This window comes from Chryseobacterium panacisoli, assembly GCF_008274625.1.
In the GTDB taxonomy this organism is placed as follows: Bacteria; Bacteroidota; Bacteroidia; order Flavobacteriales; family Weeksellaceae; genus Chryseobacterium; species Chryseobacterium panacisoli.
The window spans coordinates 1391879-1404789 of sequence record NZ_VTRU01000001.1; the positions used below are offsets into that span (position 1 = coordinate 1391879).

General features: G+C 36.0%; 12 protein-coding genes and 1 riboswitch. Of the genes, 7 read left to right on the forward strand and 5 right to left on the reverse strand.

Translation table 11 applies throughout. From position 1 onward, the window contains the following. The first annotated feature begins 168 nt into the window (after positions 1–168). The 3 genes from FW781_RS06195 (at position 169) to FW781_RS06205 (ending at position 2447) form a co-directional block, all read left to right on the forward strand. Entirely contained in the window at positions 169–1356 is a 1188-nt protein-coding gene (locus FW781_RS06195; protein WP_228720148.1) for a carboxypeptidase-like regulatory domain-containing protein, read from the forward strand. Between the two features lie 75 nt (positions 1357–1431). Beyond that, entirely contained in the window at positions 1432–1923 is a 492-nt protein-coding gene (locus FW781_RS06200; RefSeq protein ID WP_047387570.1) for a DUF456 domain-containing protein, read from the forward strand. A gap of 17 nt (positions 1924–1940) precedes the next feature. Next, entirely contained in the window at positions 1941–2447 is a 507-nt protein-coding gene (locus FW781_RS06205; protein WP_149386615.1) for a hypothetical protein, read from the forward strand. Here the strand turns inward: FW781_RS06205 and FW781_RS06210 are convergent. From FW781_RS06210 to FW781_RS06225, 4 genes are read right to left on the reverse strand one after another with little or no spacing between them, the layout of a single operon-like run. Continuing rightward, positions 2434–3075, reverse strand: a complete 642-nt coding sequence (locus FW781_RS06210; RefSeq protein ID WP_149386616.1) for a uracil-DNA glycosylase — start codon at positions 3073–3075, stop codon at positions 2434–2436. The genes FW781_RS06205 and FW781_RS06210 overlap by 14 nt on opposite strands. A 36-nt stretch (positions 3076–3111) precedes the next feature. After that, entirely contained in the window at positions 3112–4116 is a 1005-nt protein-coding gene (locus FW781_RS06215; protein ID WP_149386617.1) for an acyltransferase family protein, read from the reverse strand. 50 nt (positions 4117–4166) lie between these two features. Next, positions 4167–4685, reverse strand: a complete 519-nt coding sequence (locus FW781_RS06220; RefSeq protein WP_149386618.1) for a GNAT family N-acetyltransferase — start codon at positions 4683–4685, stop codon at positions 4167–4169. A 45-nt stretch (positions 4686–4730) separates the two neighbouring features. Continuing rightward, positions 4731–5054, reverse strand: a complete 324-nt coding sequence (locus FW781_RS06225) for a hypothetical protein (protein ID WP_149386619.1) — start codon at positions 5052–5054, stop codon at positions 4731–4733. Between the two features lie 262 nt (positions 5055–5316). On the opposite strand from FW781_RS06225, the gene FW781_RS06230 reads away from it, so the two are divergent. Both FW781_RS06230 and FW781_RS06235 read left to right on the forward strand, forming a co-directional pair. Then, entirely contained in the window at positions 5317–7464 is a 2148-nt protein-coding gene (locus FW781_RS06230; RefSeq protein ID WP_149386620.1) for an endonuclease MutS2, read from the forward strand. A 339-nt stretch (positions 7465–7803) separates the two neighbouring features. Continuing rightward, positions 7804–9849 carry a T9SS type A sorting domain-containing protein gene (locus tag FW781_RS06235; RefSeq protein WP_149386621.1) on the forward strand — a complete coding sequence of 682 codons (2046 nt, stop codon included), beginning with the start codon at positions 7804–7806 and terminating at the stop codon, positions 9847–9849. A 176-nt stretch (positions 9850–10025) separates the two neighbouring features. Here the strand turns inward: FW781_RS06235 and FW781_RS06240 are convergent, their stop codons facing one another. Continuing rightward, positions 10026–11114 carry a T9SS type A sorting domain-containing protein gene (locus FW781_RS06240; protein WP_149386622.1) on the reverse strand — a complete coding sequence of 363 codons (1089 nt, stop codon included), beginning with the start codon at positions 11112–11114 and terminating at the stop codon, positions 10026–10028. Between the two features lie 261 nt (positions 11115–11375). Here FW781_RS06240 and FW781_RS06245 point away from each other — a divergent pair, with 261 nt between their 5' ends. Together FW781_RS06245 and FW781_RS06250 are read left to right on the forward strand one after the other, a co-directional pair. Then, entirely contained in the window at positions 11376–12173 is a 798-nt protein-coding gene (locus FW781_RS06245) for a hypothetical protein (RefSeq protein ID WP_228720149.1), read from the forward strand. A 34-nt stretch (positions 12174–12207) separates the two neighbouring features. Next, a riboswitch (cobalamin riboswitch) is annotated at positions 12208–12387 on the forward strand. A 118-nt stretch (positions 12388–12505) separates the two neighbouring features. Continuing rightward, positions 12506–12889: an acyl-CoA thioesterase gene (locus tag FW781_RS06250; protein WP_002977578.1), complete on the forward strand. Its 384-nt coding sequence runs from the start codon at positions 12506–12508 to the stop codon at positions 12887–12889. The last annotated feature ends 22 nt before the right edge of the window (positions 12890–12911 follow it).

Genomic DNA, 12911 nt, shown 5'->3' on the forward strand with positions numbered 1-12911 from the left:
TAAAAATAAAAAATATCAAATCCCTTACAACGCTTGATTATAAATGAAAATTCAACTACAAATATCAATATAAAGTAAATAATATTAAAAATAATTACAGTTTTAACGTTTTAATATTAAAAAATTATTAAATTTGATTAAAACTAAACTAATCAAAATCAATTAAATATGAAACAAAATTACTTGTTGATCATGCTATGCAGCCTTCTGCTCCTAGCTAACTGTAAAGGAGACGACTCTGTTACTCCCGAAGAAAATCCTACCAAAGTAGTTTCCACAGGAAAAGTGGAAGGAAAAGTATTTGCGAAAAACGGCACCAAACCCATTGGAGGCGCACTTGTATTCACTACCGATGGCCAGAGCAATATTTACCACACTTATTCCGGTGCTGATGGAAGCTTCAGTTTAACAGCTCCTGAGGGAAATACAACACTTCACATTCAAACTGGTGACGGTAAAAATTTCAGATCCGAGATTCCGGTTACTATTAAAAAGAATGAGACAGTTACTGTAGCGGCAACGGATTCAAAATTGGACCAAATTGCAAAAATGGCTTATATAAAAGGAAGTTATGATGAAATTGAAGCGATCATAAGTTCTCTTGGGTATACAGCTACTGAAATCACTTATCAGGATTTAAAAAACATCAATACTATTTCCCAGTATGATATTATCTTCCTGAACTGCGGATCCCGTACGTATGCCCAAACAGGAACGTCCACTCCCAGCAACGATGCCAATGTATACTCCAACCTGTCTACTTTTGTAAGCAATGGCGGAAGTCTTTACAGCTCAGATTGGGCTTCGGCTTATCTGGTAGGAGGAAACACAAATACTGAAAACTGTAATGCACCCGGCGGTTTCATCAATGATAACCTTCTTTGCCTGAAAGATATTGGTACAGCCACCAATTATTTGGGCTGTAGTGTTTCAAACGCTGCTTTGGCCACTGCCTTAGGATTTAATACATTGGATATTCAATATGATATGGGTGCGTGGGAAAAAATTCAGAATTACGATCCTGCATTCTGGGATGTTCTGGTACAGAAAGATAACGAGCCACTGATGATAAGAACAGGACATTATACAAACCCTTCTGCTCCGCAAACTCCTGTAGGAACTTCTTTAAACAATAATCACATCACGATCTGCCATCACACTGCAAGCGGAAACAATATTACCATTACCATCAATCAGAATGCATGGAATGCTCATCAGGCACATGGAGATACGATGGGACCATGTACAGGAAATTCCAGCAGTGGAAATATTTACTATACCACATTCCATAATCATGCAAGCGGAAATATCGGTAAAACAGGACCGATTCTGGAATATGTAATCTTAAATTTGTAATAAAATTTTATAACTCAGTTCTCAAGTGGTCTTTTATAAGGCCACTTTTTTTATATTGCATGTATATTTTAAAGAATGGATACAACAATTATTAATATTTTCTGCCTTATTCTTCTGTTTGTAGGGATATTGGGAACTTTTCTTCCTGTTTTGCCCGGGCTTTTGCTGAGCATTTGTGGGCTTCTGATCTATAAATTCGGGACGGATGCAGACCTTCCCATGATCTATATCTGGGCATTTGGAATTCTTACAGCGGCATCTGTAGTATTAAGCTATGTCATTCCTGCAAAAACCAACAGAAAATATGGTGGTACGCGCTGGGGAAGCATTGGGTCTGTAGTAGGAACAATTGTTGGTATATTTATTCCGATTCCCCTGGGTTTCCTGATCGGAATGTTTGCAGGAGTATTTATTGGTGAATTACTTCATGACAGTAAGGATATGAATAAAGCCTTACAATCTACCAAAGGAGCACTAATTGGATTTATTTACGGAACAGGTTTCAGTTTTGTGGTAGGAGTGGCAATGTTTTTGGTAGTACTTCTTAATATGTTTAACGTTATTTAATTAAAATATAAGAAACTATGTTCCATAAAGTTATCATACTCAGTCTGGGAATTTTCGCATTAACAGGATGCGATGCCCAAAAGAAATCTAAGATCAGCACAAAAACTACCGAAATGCCTGCAGGTACAAAAACGACAAGCGCAAATAATCAGAATGGTATTATATATCTGAATGAAGGAGAAAATAAGTTTTTAAGAGACTATCAGATGAATGTGACGTTCAAAGGGGTTTCCGAAGACAGCCGTTGCCCGGAGGGAGTCAATTGTATCTGGGCCGGAGCCGCTCTTGCTCAGGTGGAAGTAATGGGAACCTCTACACGTCCCATGATTCTGAACCTCGCGAGTATAGATTATCCGGGAAGAAATTACCGCCAGTCGGCAGAATTCAATGGCTATACCATTACCTTACAGGATGTGGCTCCTTATCCTAAGCAACAGGACGGAACAAAAGCATTATCCGGAAAATATAAAATCGGAATTACGATAAAAAAGGCAGATCAATCAACAGATTCTACCAAGAAATAGGCTTCTTGCCTTTAGAAATAAGATATTCATTAATTTTTGAGAAAGGCTTGCTTCCGAAAAAACCTCTGTATACAGAAAAGGGAGAAGGGTGTGCCGATTTCAGAATAAAATGCTTAGCCGGATCTATGAGTTCGGCTTTTTTTTGTGCAAAAGCGCCCCACAAAACAAACACTACATTTTCCTTTTTATCTGAAATTTCTTTAATAATAAAATTGGTGAACTTTTCCCAACCCAGATCTTTATGGGAATTGGGTGAATGAGCGCGAACCGTTAACGTTGCATTCAGCAGCAAAACACCCTGTCTTCCCCAGTCATCCAATTCTTTGGAAGTTCTTACAATTCCCAGATCATCTTTTAACTCAATAAAAATATTTTTAAGGGATGGCGGTGCTGCCACCTGCTCAGAAACAGAAAAACATAAACCGTTTGCCTGAAAATCATTATGGTAAGGATCCTGACCAATAATAACCACCTCGACATCATCAAAAGCCGTCAGCTCCAGCGCTCTGAAAATCTGATTTTTCGGCGGAAAAACTTTAGTTGTTGCATATTCATTCTTTACTTTTTCCCAAAGGGTTGTAAAGTATTCTGTACTCTTTATTGGGGCTAAAACTTCGGTCCACGTCATACTGCAAAAATAATAATATTAAAATAAGAGCCTGCATTATACTTTAAATATCTTCACTTTTCTTTCGATCAGCATATAAGAAATATAGGACAGCAATAATGAAAAAGATATCAATAAGAGATTATTAAGATGATAAGAATGTACAAGAACGAAATCCTGCTTCTTCACAATATAATGGATAATATATAGCGAATAGGAAATATTTCCCAGGAAATATACTGCCTTGGTTTCTAAAAATGTTTTTAAATAATTTTGTTTTCCTTCATACAGATATTTTATCATAAATGCCGACAATAAAGGAATAAATAACAGTCCTTTTTCCACAAACAACATGGATACGAACAATATAAGAATGAAATAAATAATGAGGTCTTCTTTTTTCATTTTAAATGATGGCAAAAGGGCAACCCCAATTCCAAGAAAATAGGAAGATACCGTTCTCAGAAGGGAAACAAGACCATAAGGAAGATCAAGATATCTTGGTGATTCCCCTACTTCCATAGGATGGTCGGAACCTATATACAAATGGCCGGGGAAATAAGGAAGTACAAACCTCAAGACCAAACTCGCAATAATTAAAACTTCGCTGCGAATTTTATAATGTAAAACAAACCATAGTATAAATGGAAAAATCAAATAGCAAACCCATTCTGTACTGAGCGACCAATAGACCACATTCAGAAGATAATCAGGATTAAAAAAGCACTGTAATAAGGTGGCATTGATCAGAAATCCTGTTATAGAAGTCTTCATTAAAAACAATGCAATAAAAATGACTGATATAATGTATACAGGGTAAATTCTATTGATTCTTTTTTTATAAAAAACTTCTACTGTTTTATAATTAAGTTCTTTAAATTTTCCAGAATAAGAAACAGTCAATAAAAAAGCACTCAATACAAAAAAGATATCTACTGCCACATACCCCTTCCCTACTATATCCTGAATAAATTCATTCCTGAAAAAACTAAAATGAAAAAAAGCTACCCATAATGCAACAACCCCTCTAAGCCCCGTTAAAGATTTTATTTCATTTTTCATATATAATTTCAATCGGTGATAAAGATAGAAAAAACCTGTTAAATTGTATACTACCCATTACCGGCTGGTCTTTTTAAACTAAAAATAATGTTATCCGGAAAACCTTCATCTTTCTTTCCTTCCAGCAAAATAAATTTATGTTTTACAAGAAGTCCTTTTGAGTTTTCATTGATTTTATTGGTAATCGCTACAATTTCCTGTAAATGCAAATCGTTAAATCCAACATCTAAAACTGCTTTCAATGCTTCAGACATGATTCCCTGTCTGTGATATTCCGGTAACAATTCATAACCAACTTCTGCTGTTTTCCGGTCTTCGGAAAAATTCCAGAGACAGATTGTTCCGATCAGATTCGGCTGATCTTTTAAAGAAATTCCCCAATACACAGTTTGCTTATTTTGAATTCTTTCCTTAATCGTTAAAATAAACTGAAGGGCATCATAATTTGTCTTTGGTGAAACCCTTTTCACAAATTTATTCACCTCCGGATTGCTTCGGATTTTTAAAATATCTTCTGTTTGATTTTCATTGATGCCGTTTAAAATCAATCTTGGAGTTTCTAGTTTCATTGATCAGGTAGAATAAGTAATTGTATACTGTTACTTTAATTTATTTCATAAGCCTCTTAATGCCAAAGTTTCTGAAAAATCATTCTTGTCTGTATTCATAAATAAATACACCCCGTATTTTACAGAATAGCTTCTTTCATAAATGACGATAGACTCATTTTTATCATTGCTTTTTTTCTGTTCTATTTTATAAGGATCAGCTTTTTTTTGATGATAGCCTATTTTATTTTTTAAGTGTTTCCCTGAAAGCTTTTTACTGCCGATTTTTTTAGCTTTCCTTCTATTAAGTTTTATCTCAACTTTTTCAATCTCTTTATTTTGAATTTGAGCCTGAGCCTCAGTTCCTGCTGAAAGAAAAAAAAAGAGCAAGCAGTACATTTTTCATGGTTAAAATTTAATTGTGCAATAAATATACGCTATAAGCACTATCCATTCAAAATTTTTCCACTTTTAGCAATATCTATTCAGCTTTTAAAACTGATTCTCAAAATAAAAACTTCTTTTCATTTCCTTATTTATTCTTCTTTATTTTTATTGTAATGGCTCAAAGCACTCATCAGATTCAAAGTTAATTTATTCTGTAAATCTCTCAGATATACGTAATAATCAAAATTCTCACTAAATTTGCAGTGTGTATATAGACAAAGAAGATTTAGACGAATTAGAGTTTCCGCAATTGCTCGCGGAAATCTCCCCATTTGCGTATTCTCCGAAAACAAGAGAAAAAATTCTTCAACTTCGCCCAATGGAAATAGACGAAGCGGAACTTTCGTTAAAAAAAACGTCAGAATATCTGTCGAGTTTTGAAAGTTCAAATGCAATTCCGTTTGATGAATATGAAGATATTGAAAGTGAGCTGAAACTGATGCTGATTGAGAACTACCGACTGGAAAATGCTGCTTTCATCAAAATAAAAACCATCACGGAACAGATCGGAAAACTGCAGAAGTTCTTCCCCACCATGCCGGAAACATTTCCTACTTTATTAGATGAAGTTTCTGTACTGGAATTCAGAAAAGAGATCATTGATAAAGTAGATAAGGTTTTTAACCGTTTTGGTGAAGTAAAAAATGAAGCTTCTCCGGCTTTAAAAGGTATAAGAACTGAAATTCAGCTTGCTAAAAAAGCAATTCAGGAAAATTTCAACCGCGCACTGACCACTTATGGACAGAGTGACTTTTTGGATGATATCCGGGAAACCATTATTGATGACCAAAGGGTTCTGGCTGTAAAATCAGGATTCAAAAAAAGAGTGTCCGGAAGAACACTGGGAATTTCCAAAACAGGTTCCATTACTTACATTCAGCCGGACAGTGTTGTAAAGCATTACTTCAAGCTTAGAGAAAGTGAAGAGGAAGAGAAAAAAGAAATCGACAAAGTTCTCCGACAGCTTACCGCAGAACTGGCAGAATTTCAACCTCAGCTATGGAGATATCAGGTTTATATTTTTGATCTGGACCTTACAAGAGCGAAAGCTAAGTTTGCTGATTTAGTGAACGGAATTCTTCCTAAGATCAACCGTCATAAGACATTGAAACTTAAAGACGCTTACCATCCATTGCTATGGCTGAGAAATAAAGTAGAGAATAAAACGATTCATCCCCAGACCCTTGCTTTAACGGAACACAACAGAATCATCTGTATTTCCGGGCCTAATGCCGGTGGAAAATCAATTACGCTGAAAACAGTAGGATTATTACAGCTGATGATTCAGAGTGGTATTCTGGTTCCGGTTCATCCCAAATCTGAAATGTTCTTCTTTGAGAAGATCATGACCGATATTGGTGATAATCAATCCATTGAAAACCATTTATCGACCTATTCATCAAGATTGAAAAAAATGTCCGGAATCATCCGTGAGGCTGATGCCAATACGCTTTTATTGATTGATGAATTCGGTACCGGTTCTGATCCTGAACTGGGAGGTGCCCTGGCAGAAAGTTTCATGGAGTTTTTCTATGACAAAAAGAGCTTCGCCATTATTACAACGCACTACACCAATATTAAACTGGTTATAGAACAGCTTCCCAATGCTCAGAACGCTGCAATGCTCTTTAATGAAGAAACGCTGGAACCGATGTATAAACTGGAAGTAGGCCAGGCAGGAAGTTCATTTACTTTTGAAGTGGCAGAAAAGAATAAAATTCCAAGATTTATTATCCATTCTGCCAAGAAAAAAGTAGAGCATGATATCGTTAACCTCGACAAGACCATTGTAAAGCTGCAGCAGGAGAAATTTGAAGTTGAAAAGCTGAAATCCGATCTTGCGGAAAGAAAAGAATCTGTAGAAGATAAGCGTGATAACCTTCAGAAGCTGAATGATCAGCTTCAGCAGAAACTGTTCAATTTTCAGAAACTGTATGAGGAGGAACACCGCAAGCTTCAGTTCGGGAATAAGATTGAAACGTTCATCGACAGTTATACAAAGGGAAAATCCAGAAAAGATGTTGTAAAAGATTTTGTAAAACTTCTTGAGCAGGAGAAATTCAGAAAATTAGGCCATGATAAGGATGAAACCAAACGTCTTCAGGTCGTGAAGCGAAAAATAACTCAACAGCTGAAAAAGGAGGAAGTCATTGAAAAAATTGCAGAAACCAATGAAAAACTGGAAGAACAACGTAAAAGTGACCGTGCTATTTGGATGAAAATCGGGCAGCGTGTTCGTATTACAGGGAGTACCAGTGTGGGAACCATCGAAAAGATTTCCAGAAACAAGGTGATTGTCAATTACGGAACCTTCAAGACAACCATTAATGCAGATGAGCTGGAGAGAATTTAATAATTTTTAAATTATTAATTGAAAATTTGCCTATTGTGAATTTTACAATTTTAAACTTATAAACAAAGCGCTGATATTTTCAGCGTTTTTTTTAGTTATCCTTGTAATATTTTAATATTTTTTTCGCAATAGAAAATCCATTAAAAAAAGAAAAATGATCATATTTTTTCAACGTTTTAAAAGTATCAGTTGAAAACCGCAACACAATGTAAACAAGTGCTTTAAATTTAATTTTCATCTGTTTTCCATTAATTTATTTAGTGCATATCTTTTCCTTAGCAAACCGGCCAAAAAACATGACATATATCATAAATTTATCTGAAATAAATTAAAATACATATGAAAAAAACATTACTAACGGCTTGTATTATTGCCTGTTACACTATCAACGCACAGAGTGCAGGAGAAATGATAAGTTTTGAAAAAAAAGAGAATCTGACCCCCAGCTTTCTGGCAAAGCATTTTGTAGGAGAACTTATTGGACAACCAAAGTTGGGAGAAGTTTTAGGCGGGCTGATTAAACTCATTGATCAATCTAATTATAAACTGGAAGCCTATAAGGTTTTGTACTGGACACCTGATTATAACGGAAAACTAGTTAAGGCATCAGGTCTTGTTATGTTTCCAAAAACAAATCATAAGCTTTCAACCCTTGTATACTGCCACGGTACCACCAATAATGCAGAGGTTCCGTCTAATCTTAGTGATTCTGGAAAAGTTGGTTTCATCCTTCCCACTCTTTTTGCAGTAAGCGAATATATTGTGGTGGCTCCTGATTATATTGGGCAGGGAGATTCTGAAGGCTACCACCCTTATATGAATGCAAGAACGGAAGCAACAGCCACACTTGATATGACAAAAGCTGCTAATCAGCTTTTAGAACAGCTAGGGACTGCACGTTATGATGAATATTTTCTGACCGGCTATTCGCAGGGCGCCCATGCTGCCATGGCTACTCTTAAAGCCAACAACCTGATTTATAAGGATTTTAAATTTAAGCATGCTTCACTGGGAGGCGGACCTTATGATATGTCTGATACTACTCTAAACAAAGGGGTACTGGAACAACCCAGCTATAGTATCAGTATTATATCCAAAATTATCAATGGGTGCCACACGATAGGATATAAACAATATGATACGTCTTATAAAGAAATTATCGCTCCGGCCTATCAGGATCTCTATCAAGCAAATATTATTAACAATCCGGATTCAGCTTCATTAACTTGGGGACCATCAATATGGCGGGATCTTTTTAATCCGGTCTATGTAAATAAAATAGAAAATGACCTGAACCATCCATTACGAAAGTGTGCCCAGGAAAGTGATGTTTATGACTGGTACAATAAAACACCTATTTATATGAGCAATAATAAGGTTGACAATCTTATTCCTTATCAAAATACAGAGAAAACAAAAGCAGTCATGAGATCAAAATTCTCAAATATGTTTACCGCCTTCTTAACAATACAGGGAACAGTTTTCAATATGGATTTCGGATTGCCTACAATGGCCAACCATGTTGCAGGTGCTGTACCTTATGCACTTACCAGCTCTCTTATATTTGCATCCAGCAGAAAAGGCGGTTTGATTAATAATACCGCTAAAAACGAGACTGTGGCGGCTACCGGAAAAATGGCAGACACAATGCCAATAGTAAACTATGCCTGGGAGGGTTCTCCTATGGATCCTAAACTAATTATTTTTGAAAGCAAAAATTCACGAATAAAAGTTGACGGAGGAACTGAAGCATTAAAAAGAAAAAGTTCCGAACGTGAAAATAATGAAACAATAGATTTGAAAACATTGGGTACAGGACCCCATTTTATTGAAATCACTACGGAAGAAAATAAAACATGGACCATTCCATATATTAATCTAACCCCTGAAGAAATACCGGTCTCATCTGTTATTAAGACATCCGGATTGAATGAAATTTCTATTGACCTTCATGCTATACCTGATCTGAAAAGAGTAAATCTCTATAACGAAGAAAAACACCTGATCAACAGTTTTGAAAGCAGACAGATCAAAAACGGTGAATTAGTAATTGACACTCAAAAACTGACACCCCAGACTTACATTTTTGAATTTGTACAATCTCCTGTCAGCTCATTGATAACCCAATATAAAAAGACATCTGATATATTAACAAATACATCACAACTGTTAATTGCAGATACGGAAACCGGTATTATAATAAAGGCAGACAAACTCCTTGAGAAAGCAGAAATTTATGATATGAACAACAGACTGATCTGGAATGCAGAACATATAAAATCTAATAAAACTGTTTCTTCCTCTATAGGAAGTAAGGGCGTGTACGTTGTAAAAGTAACTTATGAAGATGGGACAACAGAAACAAAAAAAATAGTAAAAAAGTAAGCATTAAAAAAAATCTCGGAAATTAAACAGTGATAAAGATATTACCCGTTTGATGATTGTCAGTTATTGAAATTTCAGGACTGCCCTTGATGCGGATGAACCTGAGAGAATTTAATTACCCTGAGATTAATTTAATGCAAATAGTAAGAGAGAGCACCAGAACGGTACTCTCTTTTTTACTTCTTAATGAATTTCAGTCGGGTTACTTTTTCCCTATCTTTCAGCTGAATAAAATAAACACCTTTTGAAAGATGCTGAAGGCTCACTGTATGATCTGAAACTTCTCCTTCATCAGTTTTCTGCCCTACAATATTATAAATTTCATAATCTACGGCTTCTGAAATTCCGGAGATATTTAATACATCAGATGCTGGATTGGGATAAATTTCCGGTTTTGCAGACTTCCCTGATTCTTCCAATCCAAGTGTGAGATTTATTAAATCCACTCCATAATCTTCAACTTCTCCATAAATAAATGTTCCACAAGCGTCTGTAGGCATCGTTTGATTTGAAACAACCCTCATGGTTACACCACAAGTTGTCAATGCCGCCAAGCTTGGAATCGTAAACACAGATACTGCCGGAACAGCCTGAGTAACATTATTCGCCACCATAACTCTTTCGTTGGATTCAAAAACTCCGTTGGCATTAAGATCTATCCATGCTGTTACAGTTGTCGTACCCGGAGTACCGGCCCAGCTATTGGTTACTGAAAGTTTATTTCCTGTACTTCCTATATAAAACTTTACTCTACGGCTCAGATCACTTCTATAATCTGTATAATTGGAAGGTCCGGAATTGCTTACCATGGGAGTCGTAATTCCTGTAGAATTTACTGTCACATTGGAAATATGCATCATAGTAGTATCTGTAGATGCACTTGCACAGTAATTAAGTGTTGTTGTAAAAAATACCGGATTAGACCACATTCCCTGGGTTGTACATATTTTGGCTACCTGCACTTCGTAAGTAGTACAAGGCTGCAGATTTGTAATGGTAAATGAATTTTGCCCCGATACAGGAGTGGCGACCATCCAGGTAGTGGTTCCGGGTATTCTATATCTGATGAAATTATTCGGGGTATCAGGGTCAGCGGTCCAGGTAACGGTTCCCGAGGTAAGAGTTGTAGCAGATACCTGCACACCAGTGGGAATATCCGTATTACAATAAAATAAAGATTTTGATCCTGCTTCTATTTTGTTTTCTGCCTGAAAGGTGGAAATACCCAAAATAAAAGAGAATACATAAAGTAGTCTTTTTGTCATGCTTATTAGTTTTAAAATTCTCTTGAAAAATAGGAATTTTATAGAATATACTTGACATTGAAACCATATATTATTCTATTTTTTATCAGATTTAAGTTATATATGTAAGAAACATAACTATTCTGCAGAATATTACTGTTACAACCTCTCCTTTCTTATCATTATTTGAAACAAATACAAGATTTTAAAGAACTGCACCCGCATAATTATCTTCCGAAAAGCATTTAATTTATATATTTGGGGGATCAAAAAAATTTCATAATGACTTTCATAAACAAAGCATTCTATGTATCGGCCTTGAGTATTTTTTCTTTAGCCTTTGTAAAAGGGCAGAATAAAGTTCCTTTCGGAGTGGTAAAAGCTGAAGAAGGATATGCCAATGTACGGGTTCATAAAGACAATTACAGAAAAATTGTAGACAAGATCCGTATGCGTAAAGGAGATGTATTTGTTTATGTAAAGCCTGCTCCAGGAGAAACAGAGTGGATCTGGATAAAATATCCTGAAAAACAGGATGAAGACAAACCATTTGTACGTTATGAAACACTTGATAAAGAAGGAATGGTCAATAAAGAACGTATTGCTTATATAGACCAACTTCCGGCCTATACTCCTTCCAGGTCCAAAAACGGGAAATCACTTATTTTCACAGATAATTCTGATCCGAAAGTTCCCACTGCCCAAAGAAGCAAAGTAGTGATTGATATCTACCCTTCCAACGCCGGTTACCGTAAAAAGGAAAAAGATGCGGAAGGAAAACTTCTGACCATTGATAAAGTAAAGCCCTGGGGAATCGGAAATGATCTTCCCGAAGGAATGACCGAAATCAAATCAATCAGAGTACAACAACCCGGAAGAGGTTCTGTCTTTGTAAGAGAAGCTATCAAAAACATGTTTCAACCCACCATGGATTTTGAGAATATTGGCGTAACGTCCCTGGACACCGACAATATTTTCTTATATATGATAAATGGTTCAGGAGAAAACAGATACACCACTCTGTGGACGATTAAGAAAGGAAGAGTAATCAGCCAGATTATTTACCATAATCCGGAATAAATTCATTATTTTTGCCCCCGAAAAGTTTTAACGCTTATTCATCACAGAAATTGGTTCTGCATTACCGCAGATTAAAAGGGAATCGTGTGAAAATCACGGACTGTCGCGCAACTGTAAGTAACTGAAATCTTTATCAAAGATCCACTGTGCGAGGCATGGGAAGGAGATAAAAGATGTTACAAGTCAGGAGACCTGCCTATTTCTTTAAACAAATAACTTTCGCGATTTGAAGTTGTATTGATCTGATGGATTGTTTCAGGGGTTCTCTAAGTTCCTGTCATTATTCTGTTGTTTTAATATCGTTTTCATTTCGCTTTAATTAATAATGATATATGACTACAGAAGAAAGAATTGAAGCATCCGAAACCAGAATCTTTAAAGCGGTTTTCCCTAACACAACCAATCATTACGATACCCTTTTTGGTGGTACGGCCATGCAGCTGATGGACGAAGTAGCTTTTATTACAGCCACACGATTTGCCAGAAAAAGAGTGGTAACAGTGAGCAGTGACAAGATCGATTTCAAGAAACCTATTCCTGCCGGAACGATTGTGGAACTTATTGGCAAAGTTTCATATGTGGGAAAAACCAGTATGAAAGTAAATGTTGAGATCTATACCGAGCAGATGTATTCCTATGAAAGAGAAAAGGCTATTGTAGGTGATTTTACTTTTGTAGCGATTGACGAGTTCAAGAAACCCATCCAGATACTATAAATCATAAGCTTCGGGCGGCCAA